Annotated in this window: 18 protein-coding genes; 7 read left to right on the top strand and 11 right to left on the bottom strand. The window is 65.0% G+C overall.

Going from position 1 to position 17,455, the window contains the following annotated elements; genetic code table 11:
* Nucleotides 1–60: 60 nt before the first annotated feature.
* The 7 genes from ASC83_RS18520 to ASC83_RS18545 form a co-directional block, all read right to left on the bottom strand.
* Nucleotides 61–288, bottom strand: coding sequence for a DUF2970 domain-containing protein (locus ASC83_RS18520; RefSeq protein WP_056065993.1), 228 nt, complete (start codon nucleotides 286–288; stop codon nucleotides 61–63).
* Nucleotides 285–920: a cytochrome c oxidase assembly protein gene (locus ASC83_RS18525; RefSeq protein ID WP_056065997.1), complete on the bottom strand. Its 636-nt coding sequence runs from the start codon at nucleotides 918–920 to the stop codon at nucleotides 285–287. The genes ASC83_RS18520 and ASC83_RS18525 overlap by 4 nt, the downstream gene beginning before the upstream one ends.
* Nucleotides 921–937: 17 nt before the next feature.
* Nucleotides 938–1,048, bottom strand: coding sequence for a cytochrome oxidase small assembly protein (locus tag ASC83_RS24365; RefSeq protein WP_225581085.1), 111 nt, complete (start codon nucleotides 1,046–1,048; stop codon nucleotides 938–940).
* An 11-nt stretch (nucleotides 1,049–1,059) separates the two neighbouring features.
* Entirely contained in the window at nucleotides 1,060–2,691 is a 1,632-nt protein-coding gene (ctaD, locus tag ASC83_RS18530; RefSeq protein ID WP_056066001.1) for a cytochrome c oxidase subunit I, read from the bottom strand.
* A gap of 30 nt (nucleotides 2,692–2,721) precedes the next feature.
* A complete protein-coding gene (gene coxB / locus ASC83_RS18535; protein ID WP_056066003.1) occupies nucleotides 2,722–3,891 on the bottom strand; it encodes a cytochrome c oxidase subunit II in 1,170 nt (389 codons plus the stop codon).
* Between the two features lie 59 nt (nucleotides 3,892–3,950).
* Nucleotides 3,951–4,427 (bottom strand): DUF2244 domain-containing protein, encoded by a 477-nt coding sequence (locus ASC83_RS18540; protein ID WP_056066007.1) that lies wholly within the window; start codon nucleotides 4,425–4,427, stop codon nucleotides 3,951–3,953.
* Nucleotides 4,428–4,579: 152 nt separating this feature from the next.
* Nucleotides 4,580–5,482 carry a methyltransferase domain-containing protein gene (locus ASC83_RS18545; protein ID WP_056066009.1) on the bottom strand — a complete coding sequence of 301 codons (903 nt, stop codon included), beginning with the start codon at nucleotides 5,480–5,482 and terminating at the stop codon, nucleotides 4,580–4,582.
* 35 nt (nucleotides 5,483–5,517) lie between these two features.
* On the opposite strand from ASC83_RS18545, the gene ASC83_RS18550 reads away from it, so the two are divergent.
* Both ASC83_RS18550 and ASC83_RS18555 read left to right on the top strand, forming a co-directional pair.
* Nucleotides 5,518–6,240: a ComF family protein gene (locus ASC83_RS18550; protein WP_056066011.1), complete on the top strand. Its 723-nt coding sequence runs from the start codon at nucleotides 5,518–5,520 to the stop codon at nucleotides 6,238–6,240.
* Nucleotides 6,241–6,356: 116 nt separating this feature from the next.
* The gene (locus ASC83_RS18555) at nucleotides 6,357–6,884 is read left to right on the top strand and encodes a tRNA (cytidine(34)-2'-O)-methyltransferase (RefSeq protein WP_056066014.1); all 528 of its coding nucleotides are present in this window, start codon (nucleotides 6,357–6,359) and stop codon (nucleotides 6,882–6,884) included.
* Here the strand turns inward: ASC83_RS18555 and ASC83_RS18560 are convergent.
* From ASC83_RS18560 to ASC83_RS18575, 4 genes are all read right to left on the bottom strand, one after another.
* Nucleotides 6,877–7,818, bottom strand: a complete 942-nt coding sequence (locus tag ASC83_RS18560) for a LysR family transcriptional regulator (protein ID WP_056066016.1) — start codon at nucleotides 7,816–7,818, stop codon at nucleotides 6,877–6,879. The two genes, ASC83_RS18555 and ASC83_RS18560, sit on opposite strands and share 8 nt — an antisense overlap.
* 32 nt (nucleotides 7,819–7,850) lie before the next feature.
* Nucleotides 7,851–8,315 carry a MaoC family dehydratase gene (locus ASC83_RS18565; RefSeq protein ID WP_056066019.1) on the bottom strand — a complete coding sequence of 155 codons (465 nt, stop codon included), beginning with the start codon at nucleotides 8,313–8,315 and terminating at the stop codon, nucleotides 7,851–7,853.
* Nucleotides 8,316–8,411: 96 nt separating this feature from the next.
* Entirely contained in the window at nucleotides 8,412–9,029 is a 618-nt protein-coding gene (locus ASC83_RS18570; protein WP_056066024.1) for a ParA family protein, read from the bottom strand.
* 129 nt (nucleotides 9,030–9,158) lie between these two features.
* Complete coding sequence (locus ASC83_RS18575) at nucleotides 9,159–9,797, bottom strand: LysE family translocator (RefSeq protein ID WP_056066027.1); 639 nt, start codon at nucleotides 9,795–9,797, stop codon at nucleotides 9,159–9,161.
* Nucleotides 9,798–10,054: 257 nt separating this feature from the next.
* Between ASC83_RS18575 and kefC the strand changes: the two genes are divergently transcribed.
* From kefC to ASC83_RS18605, 5 genes are all read left to right on the top strand, one after another.
* On the top strand, nucleotides 10,055–11,965 hold the full coding sequence (kefC, locus tag ASC83_RS18580) for a glutathione-regulated potassium-efflux system protein KefC (RefSeq protein WP_056066030.1): 1,911 nt from the start codon (nucleotides 10,055–10,057) through the stop codon (nucleotides 11,963–11,965).
* 785 nt (nucleotides 11,966–12,750) lie between these two features.
* The gene (locus ASC83_RS18590; protein WP_082522519.1) at nucleotides 12,751–14,949 is read left to right on the top strand and encodes a TonB-dependent siderophore receptor; all 2,199 of its coding nucleotides are present in this window, start codon (nucleotides 12,751–12,753) and stop codon (nucleotides 14,947–14,949) included.
* 30 nt (nucleotides 14,950–14,979) lie between these two features.
* A complete protein-coding gene (locus tag ASC83_RS18595; RefSeq protein ID WP_056066038.1) occupies nucleotides 14,980–16,125 on the top strand; it encodes a PepSY domain-containing protein in 1,146 nt (381 codons plus the stop codon).
* Nucleotides 16,126–16,161: 36 nt separating this feature from the next.
* A complete protein-coding gene (locus ASC83_RS18600; RefSeq protein ID WP_056066040.1) occupies nucleotides 16,162–16,998 on the top strand; it encodes a hypothetical protein in 837 nt (278 codons plus the stop codon).
* A complete protein-coding gene (locus tag ASC83_RS18605) occupies nucleotides 16,995–17,363 on the top strand; it encodes a hypothetical protein (protein WP_056066043.1) in 369 nt (122 codons plus the stop codon). The genes ASC83_RS18600 and ASC83_RS18605 overlap by 4 nt, the downstream gene beginning before the upstream one ends.
* Nucleotides 17,364–17,455: the final 92 nt, after the last annotated feature.

The following is a 17,455-nucleotide window of genomic DNA, read 5'->3' on the forward strand; positions in this document are numbered from 1 at the left end:
CTCCTGATTCTCAAAATCTTTGTTTTCAGTATTTGTTCGCACGAACCAGCCAACACACACTCACACAATCCAGTTCACCAGCCCTATCAGACCAATGACGAGCAAGAAAACCGCGATCAATCCCACCACGATGATGTGAATCGGATTGAGCTTTTCGACATCTTGCTGGTACTCGCTGCCTTTGCGCAAGCCAATCAGCGACCATGCCACTGCACGCACTGTGCGCAGCAACGAGCCCTTGCGTTGCGAGGGCTTGACGTCTGCCGATGGCTCCAGGGGCGCACTCATGACCCGGCTCCTTGCATGCCTGCAGAGCTGGGCGCGGGCACCACCACCGCCGCCGTCGATTCGGGAGCTGCCGGCGTCTTGCCGCCCACCTCGAAGAACGTGTACGACAGCGTGATCGTGGTGACGTCTTTGGACAATTTCGGATCAATCACGAACGCCACGGGCCAGGTTTTCTTTTCACCCGGCTCCAAGGTGTACTGATTGAAGCAAAAACATTCCAGCTTGTTGAAATGCGCAGCGGCCTGCCGGGGCGCGTAACTGGGGATGGCCTGAGCGGCCATGCGACGGTTCTGCACGTTCTGGAACTCGTACATCACAGTCGTCAGTTCACCAGGGTGCACCTGCACAGAACGCTGCGCTGGCTTGAAGTCCCAGGGACCGCGCGAGTTCGCGTCGAACTCCACGGTGATGGTGCGCGACTTGTCCACCTGGGTGTTGGCGGGTACGCGTACATCCTTGCCAGCCACACCGTTGCCAGGCACCTGCCGCTCGGACAGCGACAGGATGTTGATGCCCGTCATCTCACAGATGTGCTTGTAGATCGGGATCAGCACGTAGCCGAAGGCGAACATGCCAGCCGCAATCACGACCAGCTTGCCGACCATCTTGGCGTTTTCGCGGTGCAGGCTCATGGGGTGGGCCAGTGGCTTCAGCGAGACAGCAACACCACCTTGACCATGAACCCGACAAAGAACACCACCGCCACGGACGCCAGAATCAGCGCCAGCCGCAGGTTGCTCTTTTTTTGCTCGGGGGTCATGGACATGGTGTTCAGCCAATCACGCGGGTTGCAGTGGCGTCCAGTTTGGGAGGATTCTCAAACGTGTGGAAAGGCGCGGGGGAAGGAACTTCCCACTCCAGGCCCTCGGCACCGTCCCATGGCTTGGCGGGGGCCTTGGCGCCGTTGCCACGCATGGCAGGCACAACGACCGCCAGGAAGAAGTACACCTGCATCAGACCGAAGCCAAACGCACCCACCGAGGCAATCGCGTTGAAGTCAGCAAACTGCATGGGGTAGTCGGCATAACGACGGGGCATGCCAGCCAGGCCCAGGAAGTGCATCGGGAAGAAGGTGATGTTGAAGGTGATCAGCGAACCCCAGAAATGGATCTGGCCACGGGTTTCGGAATACATCACACCGGTCCACTTGGGCAGCCAGTAGTACACGCCAGCAAACATGGAGAACAACGAACCTGCCACCAGCACGTAGTGGAAGTGAGCCACCACGTAGTAGGTGTCCTGCAGCTGGATGTCGATGGGCGCCATGGCCAGGATCAGGCCGGTGAAACCGCCCATGGTGAACACGAAGATGAAGCCCACAGCAAACAGCATGGGGGTTTCAAACGTCATGGAGCCGCGCCACATCGTGGCGATCCAGTTGAAGATCTTCACGGCCGTGGGCACCGAGATCAGCATCGTGGCGTACATGAAGAACAGCTGGCCGGTCACGGGCATGCCGGTCGTGAACATGTGGTGGGCCCACACGATGAACGACAGGATCGCGATGGACGAGGTGGCGTACACCATGGAGGCATAGCCAAACAGCTTCTTGCGGCTGAACGCGGGCACGATCTGGCTGATGATGCCGAAGGCCGGCAAGATCATGATGTACACCTCGGGGTGACCGAAGAACCAGAAGATGTGCTGGTACATCACCGGGTCACCGCCACCGGCGGGGTTGAAGAAGCTGGTGCCGAAGTGACGGTCCGTCAGCGTCATGGTGATGGCACCGGCCAGCACAGGCATCACGGCGATCAGCAGGTAGGCAGTGATGAGCCAGGTCCACGCGAACATGGGCATCTTCATCAGCGTCATGCCGGGGGCGCGCATGTTCAGAATGGTCACGATGATGTTGATCGAGCCCATGATGGACGAGGCACCCAGGATGTGCATCGCGAAGATGCCAGCGTCCATGGAAGGGCCCATCTGCAGCGTCAGCGGTGCGTACAGTGTCCAGCCCGCAGCGGGAGCGCCACCGGGCATGAAGAACGAGCTGACCAGCATCAACGCGGCGGGAATCATCAGCCAGAAGCTGAAGTTGTTCATGCGCGCAAAGGCCATGTCGGATGCGCCGATCTGCAGCGGGATCATCCAGTTCGCAAAGCCCACGAAGGCCGGCATGATCGCGCCGAACACCATGATGAGGCCGTGCATGGTGGTGAGCTGGTTGAACAGCTCGGGGTTCACCAGTTGCAGGCCGGGCTGGAACAGCTCGGCGCGGATCAGCAGGGCCAGGATGCCGCCGACCATCAGCATGGTGAACGAGAACAGCAGGTACAGCGTACCGATGTCTTTGTGGTTGGTGGCAAACACCCAGCGGCGCCAGCCGGTGGGGCCATGGTGGTCGTGGCCGTCGTGTGCGTGGTCGCCAGCGTGCCCGTGGTTGTCGAGTACTGCGCTCATGGTGAATTCCTCAATACGATGGGGCGATGATTACTTGCCACGCTGGGCCACAACTTCAGCGGGCTGCACCAGCTGGCCGGTCTTGTTGGACCAGTTGTTCTTGGTATAGGTGACCACGGCGGCGATGTCGGTGTCGCTCAGCTGTGCCCATGCAGGCATGGCGCCGTTGTTCTGACCCTTGAGCAGCACCTGGATCTGCTTGGCATGATCGGCATCCAGCACCACGGCGGCGCCGTCGAGGGGCTTGATGGGGCCAGCGCCCTTGCCGTTGGCCTGGTGGCAGGCGGCGCAGTTGGCCGCATACACCTTCTCGCCGCGCTTGAGAATGTCGTCCAGTGCCCACACCTTCGTGGGGTCGTCCAGCTTGGCTGCGGCCTTCTTCTTTTGTTCGGCCACCCAGGCGGTGTAGTCCTCGGCGGACACCACCTTCACGTGGATGGGCATGTAGGCGTGTTCCTTGCCGCACAGCTCGGCGCACTGGCCGTAGTAGTCGCCGATCTTCTCGGCGCGGAACCAGGTGTCACGCACGAAACCGGGGATCGCGTCCTGCTTGATGCCGAAGGCAGGCACCATGAAGGCGTGGATCACGTCGTTGGCCGTAGTGATGATGCGGATCTTCTTGTTGACCGGCACCACCATGGGGTTGTCCACCTTGAGCAGGTAGTTGACGGGAGCGTCCTTGACGTTGCCGCTGTCGGACATCACGCGGTGGCTGCTGTCCAGCGTGGAGATGAACGCCAGGCCTTCGCCTTCGCCCGTGATGTAGTCATAGCCCCACTTCCACTGGTAGCCCGTGGTCTTGATCGTGAGGTCGGCGTTGGTGGTGTCCTTCTGGGCCACCAGCACCTTGGTGGCGGGCAAGGCCATCAGGATCACGATGATGAACGGAACAATGGTCCACACCACTTCAACCGTCACCGACTCGTGGAAGTTGGCAGCCTTCGCGCCTTTGGAGCGGCGATGCTTCCAGATCGAGTAGAACATCACGGAGAACACTGCAACAAAGATCACCGTGCAGATGATCAGCATCATCCAGTGCAGAAAATGCTGCTCTTCTGCGATCTTGGTGACGGGCGGCGCCAGGTTCAGCTGGTTGACTGCAGGGCCGCCAGGCAGGTCCTGAACGGCATGGGCTGCGGAGCCCACCCATGCACCGGCAATCAGCAGCAGAGAAGCCAGCTTGTTGGAAATGCTCTTCATAGTTCTCACTTACTTCTAAGCCTCAATTTAACCAATCCCTTACGCGCGCCTGCGTGGGGTCAGGCAGCGCGCAAGGCCATGCGGATCTCCGATGCCAGGGCCGGCCGGAGCTCTGGGCGCACATAGCGCCCCACCTCCACCGAACGGCCCTGAGCAGACAGCGTGATCAGCGAATGGTCTCCCGTCTTGGGCTCTACGCGAACCCGGCTCCGGTCAAACTCCGCGCGCTCCAGCCTGCCTGCTGTCTCCAGCTCCACCACAAGGCGTGAGCCCTGCAATGAAATCCTCTCGCCATCCGCCGCATGGCGACCGTACATGGCGAATGCAATCCCTACTGCCACGATTTCGAGCCAGGCGAAGGGCATCACCAGGTGGGCGCCGAGCATCCAGAAGAATGTCGCGATCCCCAGGGACACCACACACAGCGACAGGTACATCCAGCCCAATTGCGTCGGCGTGACCGAACAATTGCGAACCAGACGCCAGTCAATGCGCTGACCCGACACCGTGGCAAAACGAAAAACCAAGCCCGTCACCGTGAGTGCTCACAAGACTGCCGGCTGCAGCACACGTTGCGCCTTGGGCACAACAGGCACAGCCTGCCAAATTGCGCGGGAAGATGCCCGAAATCTCAGTAACCAAGAATTGTAGCGTGCCTTGTTCCAAGTCATTGACACGCCGTTACAGGTTAGTTCTCAGTGCCGCCCTTGCGCAACATGGCACGCATGTCCTGCAGCGACACCGCACTGCTGGAACTGACGCGCACCCGGGGTGCAGGCTTGAAGGCATGGCCATAGATGATTTCAAAAGTCAGTGCCAACTGACCATCCTGGCCCGAATCGGCCAGACGCTCAGACAGCACTTGGTAGAGCTTGTCGCGCCAGCGCCGTCCGCGCAATGAGGGAAAGCGATCAGGGTGCAAATTGACACCCAGCTCGCGCAGCTCCTGAACCAACCGCTCGGGCGTGGCAAATGTGAGCGTGATGCGCTCCATGTCCATGACCGGCTCTGCAAAACCTGCGTGCACCAGCATGTCGCCCCAGTCGTGCATGTCGGTAAAGGCATGGCCCGCAGGCGGCCAGCCCAAGACGGCGTACACGCCATGCAGTTCGCGCAGCGTGTCCGGTCCGAGACACGAGAACATCAGATAACCGTCCACCGCCAGGGCGCGATGCCAGCGGCCAATCAGGTCTTGCGGGTCGGCCGCCATGTGCAGCGCCATGTTGGACCACAACATCTGCACACTGGCATCGGCCGGAGGCCCCATTTGCAGGGCCCCAGCACCCCAGCGGGTGGGGTTCCACCAGGGCTTGGCCAATGCCTGCCTCGCAACGGGTTCGCAATGCGCGCTGGTTTCGTACACCTGGCAGCGCGCCTGCGGGTAGCGAGCACTCACCAGGGCATGCGCCTGCAGACCGCCACGCACTGGGTCCCAGTGGCACCAAGACTCTGGGGCCTGGCGAATCCACTGCAGTCGGTCCTCCATGCGGCGCGCCACTTCTTCGTGCAGCCAAGGGGACGCAGCCGGGGCTGCGGCATGCCAGCGGGCGGCGGCAACAGGATCAATGGTGGGGGGACGCTCGGAGGACATGGGCGGTGCAGAAGGACGCGCGAGTATATTGATTCATGCTCTTTTTGGGTTTGCCAGGGATTTCACGCCGCCTCCACGCCTGGGTGGACAAAGTGCCCAGCCAGTGCGCCGTGTGCCACGCATGGCCATCGCAGCGTGTCTGCAACGCCTGCGTGATGCGGTTCGCCCAGCCCGCCACGCGTTGCCGGCGATGTGCACTTCGGGTGCCCGCAGGGGTTGACGTTTGCGGCGCCTGCCTGCAGAACCCGCCCAGCTTCGACGCCTGCATTGCCGCCGTGGACTACGCCTACCCCTGGGCCGACGCCCTGGCGCAGTTCAAGTTTCGCGGCGATCCGGGGTGGGCCAGGGCCTTGGCCACCCTCATGCGCAGCACACCCTGGATGGAGCCGGCACTGGACGCGGCCGACCGGGTACTGGCGGTGCCCCTGTCCACCGAGCGCCTTCGCGAGCGGGGCTTCAACCAGGCGGCCCTGCTGGCGAGGCAACTGGCTGGTGCCAAGGCAGACGGCCACACGCTGTTGCGCCTGCACGCCACCGAGGCACAAAGCGGCCTGCCCAGGGCGCAGCGGCTGCGCAACCTGCGTGGCGCCTTCGCCGTTGAACCCGCCCGCGCAGCCAGCCTGCGCGGCCAGCGGGTGGTACTGATCGACGACGTGATGACCACGGGCGCCACCCTGCATGCTGCTACGTTGGCACTGCGCGAGGCGGGTGTCGCGCACGTCACAGCCGCTGTGCTGGCGCGCACGGAGCTGGACTGAAAAGCACCAGACAGGTAGCGGACAGGAACCGAGGAGGTAGTGCACACCTACCAAAGGGATACTTTTGATTACGAGCGGTTGCTCAACTCACAGGTCCAACGATGACAATGGCGGTCATGTTCCATATCGTCCTCGTCGAACCCGAGATCCCGCCCAACACCGGCAACGTGATTCGCCTGGCGGCCAACACCGGGTGTTCGCTGCACTTGATCGAGCCCCTGGGGTTCTCGATGGAAGACCGCCAGATGCGGCGGGCAGGGCTGGATTACCACGAATACGCCAGCGTGCAGGTCCATGCGGGCTGGACGGCCTTTCTGCGAGACACCCAGCCGGACCCGACCCGCATGTTTGCGATGACCACGCATGGCTCACAACCCGTGCACTCCACGTGCTTCCTGCCCGGCGACTGGATGGTGTTTGGCGCTGAAACGCGGGGACTCCCCCCAGAGTTGCGCGAGAGCTTCCCCCCGGCGCAGCGCCTGCGCCTGCCCATGGTGCCGGGTCAGCGCAGCCTCAATTTGTCCAACGCGGTGGCGGTGACCGTGTTCGAGGCCTGGCGCCAGAACAGCTTTGCCATGCCCGACGGGCAGGTCATGGTCGAGCCCGAAGGCACGATCATCAGCGGGTTCGCGCAGCTCAACTGAGCTGGCCGGACTTTTCCGCCATGGCGCGGGGCACGTGTTCGGTCAGGAAGTCCAGAAACACCCGCGTGCGCGCGGGCAGCATGCGGCCCGAGGGCAGCGCCGCATAGATCGTGTAACGCGAAAAGATCCAGCCGGGCAGGATGTGGACCAGCTCGCCGCGGGCTAGGTGCTCCTCGGCCAGCAGGCGCGACGTGACAGCCACGCCCGCCCCGTCCACAGCGGCACGCATCAGCAGCTCGGTGCTGACGGACTGCAACACCGCCGGTGCGTCCACTTCTTCATCCGGCACGTCTGCCCGCAGCGACTGCAGGCGCAGCTTGCGGCCGGGCCCTGACTGCAGGCGCACGGGCGCGCTCGAATCGCGCAGGTAGTCGTGGTGAATCAGGTCTTGTGGCTCACGGGGAATGCCCCGGCGCTCCAGGTAGTCGGGGGACGCCACCACAATCGCCTCCCCCTGCACCAGGGGGCGCGCGACGATGTTGGCGTCAAAGTCCTCGCCCGCCACCATGATGGTCACATCGAACTCATCCACTCGGCTGGAGGCATAGGCGTCCATGCTGATGTCCAGCATGAGCTTGGGGTAGTAGGCATGCCACACCGCCACCAAGGGTGCCAGAAAGTTGGTGGCGAGCACTGGTGCCGCCACGATGCGGATGGTGCCGCGCAGATCGCGCGTGCTGGCAGCGGCAGCGGCCTCGGCATCATCGATCTCATGCAGGATGGCGCGCACCCGCTGCAGGTACGACTCTCCCGCGTCGGTCAGAGCCAGCTTGCGGGTGGTGCGTTGCAGCAGGCGCGTGCCCAGGTGCTGCTCCAGCTCGGCCACCATGCGGGTGACCACGGGGGGCGACATGTCCATGGCGCGGGCAGCGGCGGCAAAGCCGCCCTCTTCCACCACGCGCTCGAAAATTTTCATGGCTTGCAGGCGGTCCATGGTTCAGACCTCCTGCCCGATGGCGAACCGGCTCAGGCCGGAGCGCCGAAGTTGCGCGCGAGGGATTCCGCCACACACACCGGCTTGTCGCTGCCCTCGCGCTCCACGGTCACCAGCCAAGTCATCTGCATGCCATCGGGCGCCACGGGCTCGGCAGCCTGCAGCGTGAGGCGCGCCCGCAAGCGGCTGCCCACCGGCACCGGCGCGGTGAAACGCACCTTGTTCAGCCCGTAGTTGACGCCCATGCGCGCACCCTCGATGGTCAGGCCCGTCTCGAAGAATTGCGGAATCAGCGACAGCGTGAGAAACCCGTGCGCAATGGGCGCGCCAAACGGCCCGGCCTTGGCACGCTCGGGGTCCACATGGATCCACTGGTGGTCGCCCGTGGCCTGGGCAAACAGGTTGACCTGTTCCTGCGTGATGGTGATCCAGTCGGTCACGGCGACCTCCTGGCCCACGCAGGCGCTGACTTCGGAATATGAGCGGAAGATTTTCATCGTTGCAATGTAGCCCTGCGCTCCGGCGCGCCTTGTCTGCCGGGTGACAGGTGTTTTCCCGGGGGATTGGATGTACGTCGTGCTTCACGCTGTCCTTCAAGAATTGAGCCACGTGCAGATCCCTTGCCACTGCTCCAGGTCGCGTGCCACGCGGCCAGGGGCCACGTCAAACAGCGTGAGGCCGTGTGCTGCCAGGTGGATGTAGTTCTGCGTGTCACGCAGATAGCCCAGCACCGGAAACCCCAGGCTGTCCACAAAATGATGCAGTTGCTCGGCCGCCTTGGTGCGCGCATCCACCCGCATGCCGACGATGCCCACGGGCACCCCGGCGGCGTGGCGGTGCTCGGCCAGCTGGTCCAGAAAGGCCCGCGTGGCAAAGATGTCGAACACGCTGGGCTGCAGCGGCACGATGACCTTGTCAGCCAGCTTGAGCACATCGTTCAGGCGCCAGCCGTGCAGGCCGGCGGGGGTATCCAGCACCGCATGCGTAGTGCCCTTGGGCGGGCGGCTGATGACGTCCGAGCTGGTGTCCCAGCTGCCGATGGGGCGCGCAGCGGGCGGGCGCAGGCCCAGCCACAGCCGGGCGGACTCCTGCCGGTCGGTGTCGCCCAGAATCACGGGATGCCCCTGGCTGGCAAAGTAGCCCGCGATGTTGGTGGACAGCGTGGACTTGCCCACTCCGCCCTTCGGGTTGGCGACAACAACTACTGGCATGACAAGCTCCTTGGAATCTGCAGGTCCATGAAAATACAAGCCAAATCAGCCTCAAGCGCAATATTCATATGCGCTAGCAGCTATCAAATCAGAAGCACCCTCTGACACCCCAGCGGTGCCACAGCCGCCTCAGGCGTGCTGACCACCGCGCTTGACGAAGAACAGCCCCGCCCCCACCGCCATCAGCAAACCGCCAAACACGCGGTTCTGCGCCCGCACGGCCCGCGCACTGCGCATCAGGCGGCGCAGCGCGCTCGCCCCCGCAGCGTAGCCGTGCATGACCACCACGTCCACCGTCACCGTGGTGGCGGCCATCACCAGCAGCTGCGTCCACAGCGGGCGCGTGTCGGTCATGAACTGGGGCAGCACGGCCACCATGAAGATGATGCCCTTGGGGTTGGTGGCGTTGGTCAGAAAGCCGGTCAGGCAGCGTTTTTGCCAGGTGCCCGCCGACTCGGTCTCATCACCTTGTACCGGCGATTTATCACCAGCACGCCACTGGCAGAAGCCCACATAGATCAGATAGCAGGCGCCCAGCACCTTGACGATGCTGAACGCCACCTCGGACGCCAGCAGCAGCGAGCCCACACCCGCCCCGGCAATCAGCAAAATCAGCAACAGCCCCAGCTGCAGGCCCAGGATGGTGGCGCCCGTCTTGCGCACACCGAACGACAGACCATGGCTCATCGACAACACAGCCCCCGAGCCCGGCGACACCGCAATCAGGCACGACGCCGCAAAAAAAGCCAGCCAAGTCTGCAGATCCATGGGTCACCGTGCCTGTGTGCGAAGAAGGGCCCGCATCTTAGCAACGCGGGGCTCCGTGCACCATGATCTGCATAAAAACAGGCTCAGGCGCTAGATAATCATGCCTTAATAGCTATCAAATAAATAGCGCTACAGATCCAACCCACGGCACCCAACCCAACGCCTTGCAGCGGTGCCAGAATCTGCCACACCCGCCCCACTCCTCGGGGGCGCGGTGTTCTGCCTCCCCACGACGACCCCCAAGCGCACGCCCATCCATGGAACACGCCCCCACCTGGCTCACCTACGGTTTCCTGTACCTCACCGCCGCTGTGCTGGCCGTGCCCATTGCCAAGGCGCTGGGCCTCGGCGCCATCATTGGCTACCTGGCAGCGGGCATCGCCATCGGGCCCTGGGGCCTGGGGCTGGTGAGCAACGTGCAGGACATCCTGCACTTCGCCGAGTTCGGCGTGGTGCTCATGCTGTTCCTGGTCGGGCTGGAGCTGCAACCCAGCCGCCTGTGGGCTCTGCGCCGCCCCATCTTTGGCACCGGCACCGCCCAGGTGCTGGGCTGCGCGGCGGTGCTGTTCGCGCTGGGTGCGCTGGCCGGCCTGCCCTGGCGCGTAAGCCTGGTGGGCGCGCTGGGCCTGGCGCTGTCGTCCACCGCCATTGCGCTGCAATCGCTGGCCGAGCGCAACCTGATGCGCACACAAAGCGGCCAGGCCGGCTTCTCCATCCTGCTGTTCCAGGACGTGGCGGCCATCCCCATCCTGGCCCTGCTGCCCGTGCTGGGCGCGGCCGCCGGTGAAGGCGCAGGCCACACCCCGGGCGAGATGGTGCTGGAGGTGCTGAAGATCGTCGGCGTGATCGCCGCCATCATCCTTGGCGGGCGCCTGCTGCTGCGCCCCGTGCTGCGCTGGATCGCCAAGAGCAACACCCCCGAGATCTTCACTGCCGCCGCGCTGCTGCTGGTCGTGGGCATTGCGTACCTGATGGTGCTGGTGGGCCTGTCGATGGCGCTGGGCGCCTTCCTCGCCGGCGTGCTGCTGGCCGACAGCGAATACCGCCGCGAGCTGGAGGCCGACATCGAGCCCTTCAAGGGCCTGCTGCTCGGGCTGTTCTTCATCGCCGTGGGCATGAGCATCGACTTCGGCGTGATCCTGCGCTCGCCCGGGCTCATGGCCGCCATCCTGGTCGGCTTTCTGGCGGCCAAGGCCGTGGTCATCTACGCCCTGGCCAAGGTGGTCGAGATTCCCTACCAGGAGCGCCCTGTCTTCACCCTGCTGCTGGCCCAGGGCGGCGAGTTTGCGTTTGTGGTGTTCCAGGCCGCCGCCGGCGCCAACGTGTTCCCGGCCGAGACTGCCTCGCTGCTGATTGGAGCCGTGGCGCTGTCGATGCTGATCAGCCCGCTGTTGCTGGTGCTGCTGGACCGGGTGCTGCTGCGCCGCTATGCCCAGCTCAAGACCGCCACGCCCCAGGCCGAGGAAATCTCCGAGCCCCAAGAGGCGCCCATCATCATCGCGGGCTTCGGCCGCTACGGGCAGATCGTCTCGCGCGTGCTGCTGGCCCAGGGCATCCCCACCACCGTGCTGGACCACAGCGTGGACATGCTGGAGGTGGCGCGCACCTTTGGCTACCGCGTGTTCTACGGCGACGCCACGCGGCTCGACCTGCTGCGCATCGCCGGGGCCGAACACGCACGCATCCTGGTGGTGGCCGTGGACGATGCCGAGCAGTCCCTGCAGATCGCCAAGCTGGCGCGCGAACACTTCCCGCACCTGCAGGTCGTGGCCCGCGCGCGCGATGTGACGCACTGGAACAAGCTGCGCGACCTGGGCGTGACGCTGGTGCAGCGCGAGCTGTTCGAGTCCAGCCTGCAAAGCGCCCACACCGTGCTGGAGCTGATGGGCCTGCCCCCCGCGCAAGCCACCGCCATCACCCAGCGTTTTCGCACCCACAACATCGCCCTGGCCGACCGCATGTACCCGCACCACAAGGACCGCGCCAAGTTCATCGCCGTGGCGCGCGAAGGTCGCAACCAGTTTGCGGAGCAGATGGCGCGGGAGCGGCAGGAGAGTGCGGCGCTGGATGCGGCCGCTGGTGCATACCCGGGCTACGCCGCAACGGAGGATGGCCCTGGCGGGGACGCCCCCTTGAACACCAGTACCTCCGACAAAAACAAACCTTAGCGCTTATCTTTATTGCCCACATTGCTATTCATTCAATAGCATCCAACAGCACCCCAGGAAAGTAGCCAACGCTATCGACGCAGGGCTGCGGCCCCGCGTGGCCTCAGTGCTTGCCCTCAACGCAGCCCGCTACCGCCGGCACAAGGGGGCGGCCTCATGGACCCGGCTGTATCCGAACACAGGGCTCAATGAAATACAGCCCGCCCCGGCATCACCGCTCGGCACCCAGGCAACGATGTCGGAGCTGCCCGGCGCTTGCTTCACAAACTCGCGCATGCGGCCATGCTCGTAGGACGCGTTGGCAGGCGATTCACAAAAGAGCTTCGTGCTCGTGTACCGCCGTCCTTCCAAGACATAAGAAAACTGCACGTCTGGTACGCCCACCCGGTTGCCTCCTCGGGGGTGCTGCCGGGGCACCACGGAGGTGAAGGTCACGGGAACGGTGTAGAAATTGCACGCAGGTGGAGGGCCGTCGTGGAACAGCATCATGGCCGTGACCCACAGCAAGGGGCCCAGGACAAGGGTCAGTCCCAGGACTGCAGCAAAGCGTCTCACCAGACGTCCTCTCAACGATCAGCAGCCCGGGAGTTTGCCCCAATTCGCCATCCCCAAGAAAGGCTGGCGGCCGGTCGCACGCGACCAAAGCCGGAGCAAAGGAATGCAGTACCATTGTCGCAAAAGATAATCATTCGCATTACAATCCATCACCTTCAGCCAGCCAGCGTCCCGGGACATCACGCGAGCCAGTGCACTCCGCGTTTTGCCCACTCTCCAACGGGACATCCATGCCTTTCCAGCCCTCTCGCGCAGCCCTGGCGTCCAGCGCTGCCCGCACTTTGGCGCATGCCATTCCTTCGGTCTGCCAAGCCCGTCTGTTCGCCCTGACACCCCTTGCCCTCTGCCTGGCCCAGGCCGCAATGGCCCAGCAGGCTGACGCACTGGCAGCAGAGGCCGCGGCCTCTGCCCACAGCGCCACCGCCCCCCAGCTCCAAGAAGTCCGCATCAACGCCAGCACCGAAAAAGACATGGGCTTTGCACCCGTGGAGGCCCAAACCGCCAGCAAGGCGCCCATGCGGCGGCTGGAGACGCCGCAGTCGGTCAGCGTGGTCACGCGCGAGCAGATGGAATCGCGGCAGATCACCAACGTGCAGCAAGCGCTGCAGACCGTGGCGGGGGTGAGCCCGGTCAACTTTGGGCGCCGGGGGTTTGACGATCTGAATATCCGGGGCTTTCGCTCCACCGAGTCCATCCTGGTCGATGGCCTGGTGCAAAGCCCGGGCATGTGGGCCAAGCTGCAGCCTTATGGCTACGAGCGCTTCGAGGTACTCAAGGGCTCGGCCTCAGTGCTCTATGGCCAGGTGCAGCCGGGCGGCATCGTCAACGCGGTGAGCAAGCGGCCTAAGAAGGAGGCGATCAACGAGGTGGGTGTGGAAGTGGGCAGCTTCGGCCAGCGCACGCTGCAGGCCGACATCAACCGGCCACTGTCCGAATCGGGCAAGACGGCGCTTCGCATCAATGCGCAGGTGTCCAACGCCGACGACCCCACGCAGTTCGTCTACCGCAAGGACCGGTGGTTTGCGCCCTCGCTCTCCATCGACCTGGGTGCGCAGACCGACCTGGTGCTGTTTGCCACCTACAGCCAGAGCGAGTGGATGCGCCAGCAGGGCATCACGCCCTACGGCACGGTGTTGCCCAACCGCAATGGCACGTTGTCACGCACGATGTTCACGGGCGACCCGAGCTTCGGTGTGTATGACGTGGAAAGCACCACGGTGGGCTATGCGCTGGAGCATCGCCTGTCGGATGCCATGACCTTCCGCCAGAACGTGCGCTACGAGACCGAGAAAGGCACGGGCAACTTCGTCTCCAACCAGGCATTGCAGGCCAACCAGCGGCTGCAGAACCGCCAGGCCTCGCGCCAGTACATGGACTACGACCTGCTGGCCACCGACACCTCGCTGCTGTCACGTTTCGAGGCGCTGGGCGTAAAGCACCAGCTGGTGACGGGCCTGGATGTGCGCAGCGGCACCAGCCTGCTGGCCAGCCGCACCTGCCGCATCGGCGCGCTGGACCTGTTCGCGCCCGTGTACGGCATGCAGGCCACCTGCCCCGAGGCGCTGACCAGCGATGCGCCTTCCAAGCTCACCGTGGCGGGCCTGTATGCGCAGGACCAGATCAAGTTCGGCCAGGGCTGGACGGCCCTGGTGGGCCTGCGCCGCGACTGGTCCACCAACGACACCAACAACCGCGTGGCCAACACGCAGACGCGCCAGAAGGACAACGCCACCACGCTGTCGGCCGGCCTGGTGTACGAGTTCAAGCCGGGCTGGGCCGCTTATGGCAGCTATGGCGAGTCCTTCCTGCCCCAGTCGGGCCTGACGTTTGGTGGATCGAACTTCGTGCCCGAAACCGGCAAGCAGTGGGAGGCGGGCGTGAAGTACGAAGCCCCCGGCGGCCAGATCACCGGCGCGCTCGCCGTGTTCGACCTGGTGCGCCAGAACGTGACCACCGCCGACCCGGTGAACACAGGCTTCAGCGTACAGACCGGCGAGCAGCGCGCGCGCGGGCTGGAGCTGGAGCTGGGCGCCGACCTGAAGAACGGCTGGAAGATCACCAGCGCCTACACCTACACACAAAGCAAGGTCACGCGCGACAACAACGCGGCGATTGTGGGCCTGCCGCTCAACCTCACGCCGCGCCACACACTCACCGCCTGGGCCACCTACAAACTGCCGCAGTACCAGCGGGTGACGCTGGGACTGGGCGGGCGTTATGTGAGCGAGCAGATCGGCTCGTACCCCTTCACGCTGCCGTCGTACTTTGTGGCCGATGCGTCCGTCAGCTACATGGGCGAGAACTACCGCGTGACGGCGGGCGTGAAGAACGTGTTCAACAAGGCGTACTACGACGGCGCGATCAACGCCAACGTGGTCTCGCCTGCATTGCCCCGCAGCTTCAGCCTGGGTGTGACGTACTTCTTCTGACGCAACGCCCCACTACATCGCCCACACGCCATGACCAGCCAGCGCACGCTCAACCGCCTCTTCACCCTGCACTCCTGGGCCGGCATCGTCACGGGGCTGCTGCTGTTCATCGTGTGCTTTTCGGGCGCGGTGGTGGTGTTCAAGAACGAGATCGACCTCTGGGCCAACCCTTCACTGGCAAAGTTGCCACGCTCCGAAAAGCCGGCCTCGCTCGACGCGGTGCTCACGCAGCTGCAGACCCGCTACCCAGGCGCCACGGTGGAAACCATTGCGCTGCCCGATGCCGTCAACCCCAGCTACTTCGCGTTCGTGCGCGAGCGCGGCGCGCCTGCCAACACCCGCACCAAGGTGGCCTTGCGCTCCGACACCGGCACGGTGGTGGGCCCGGTGGACAGCCAGCTCGGCCAGTACCTGCGCATGCTGCATGTGTTCCTGTTCTTCGGGCCGCGCTGGATCGTGGGGTTCCTCGGCGCAGCCATGCTGGTGCTGATTGCCACCGGCATCGTCATCCACCGCAAGGTCCTGGCCGAGCTATTCACCCAGCGCTGGGGCCGCAGCTTTCGCGTGGTGATGTCGGACCTGCACAAGTCCGCCGGCATCTGGGGGCTGGGCTTTCACATCCTGATCGCCACCACCGGCGCGTGGATGGGCCTGGCGCCGCTGTTCGAGCAGGGCTACAAGTTCATCACCACCCCTGCCGCAATGGCGCCCTCTCAGCCCGCGCGCAAGGCCGAGGGCAGCGAGCCCGCCCCCATGCAGTCGCTGGATGCGATGTATGCCACCGCGCAGCAGGCCGTGCCGGGGCTGGAGGCGCGCTATGTGTCGCTGCGCCGCTGGGGCACGGGCACCGCCGAGGCGGGTTTCACCGGCAACCTGAGCGGCCACCTGGCCAGCACCGCGCGGGTGGACATCCATGCCGTCACGGGCGTTCCCAAGAAGGTGCACGATCCACGCACGGCGGGCTTCTGGTCGCTGGTCAACAGCCTGATGGAGCCGCTGCACTTTGGCGACTTTGGCGGGCTGGCGCTCAAGTGGCTGTATTTTTTTCTGGGCATGACCCCGGCGTTTTTGTCGATCTCGGGCACGCTGATCTGGCTGGATGCGCGCCAGCAGCGCAGGCGCGAGGCCGACGCGGCACATCCGGCGTCCGCAGGCAACGCCATCGCGGCGGGCTGACGGGCATCAGCCCCCACCTTCCACACCACACCCACCATGCAACGTTTCTTTTTGGCCCTGCATGCCACCGTGCCCGCCGCGCTCCTCGTGGCGGTGTTCGTACACCTGTGGGGACCTGCGGGCTTGGCCCCGCTGGCGCAGCGGCCGGTGTGGACGGTGTGGGTGCTCATTGCCGTGTGGCTGCTGATGTCGGCCCTGGCCGCGTGGGCGCTGCGCACGCTGGCGCTGTGGCGGGTGACGCTGGGCAGCACCGGGGCGCTGTTGGCTGTGGCGGCGCTCACCGGCCTGGCACTCGGTAGCGCCCTGGCGCCTGCCATGGCCCTGGGCCTTGCGGCCACGGGTCTGGCCTGTGCGGGCGTGGCGGCGTTCATGGGCCCGCAGCGGGTGCAGCAGGCTCCTCGGCGCCGGGGGAGTCGCCCGTCCATTGCTGTCATCCCGGCGGCACCACGGCATGTGGTGTCCCACACGGGCCGCCCCTGGCCCCTGGCACCGCTGGCGCACCTGCCCTTCTGGCTTTGCACGGCGCTGGCGGTGGAGTCATTCCGTCTGGCGCACATCGTGGCGGTTGAGCCCGCTCGATCGGCCGGCATGCTGGGCCTGCTGCTGTCCTTTTTTGTCGGGTTGCCTGCGGCCACGGTGCGCACCTGGGCACCCCGCACCAGCGCCCTGCTGTGGCTGCTGGCAGGGCTGGCCTGTGCCGGCCTGGCAGCCAAGGCCGGGCTGCAGCAAGGTTGGGTGGCCGCCATGTTCTGCACGGCAGCAGCCTGCAGCAGCGTGCGGCCGCTGCACAACCGGCCGGGGGCCCGGGGCCTGGGCCATCGCAGCCGCACCCGTCACACCCCGCGCCACCCACAGCCCTCGGAGACCGCATGAACGAACTGCTGGGCATTGCCGCCGCCTTGGCCTCGCTGGTGGCACTGGCCTGCTGGGCCCGCACAGTGCCCACCCGTGCGTGGGGCGATGACACACCCACGGGGGCGGCGCGATGGCGCGCCAAGGCTGTGGCGCTGGGCACCTTGCTGCTGCAGACCACCACCGCCAGCCTGGCTGCTGGCTGGGTCGCCGGTGTGGCCCTGGTGCTGGCCGCATGGATGGTGCTGGGCTGGTTGCTGGTGCTGGCCATGAACCTGTGGCCGCAGGCCAGCCAGCGCTGGGCACTGCGGCTGGGGTGGCTGGGCCTGGGCGGATGTGTGCTGGCGCTGGTGGCCTGCGCATTGGGCGAGGGCCTGCTGCGCTGAGTGGACGCAGGCGAGTGCTGCACCGGGACCTGACGGGGCCCACCAGGCATACACAACGCCCATCTGCACATTTTTTGCTCAAAATGCGCTCA

This window comes from Acidovorax sp. Root402, from assembly GCF_001425125.1.
GTDB classification, from domain to species: Bacteria; Pseudomonadota; Gammaproteobacteria; order Burkholderiales; family Burkholderiaceae_C; genus Acidovorax; species Acidovorax delafieldii.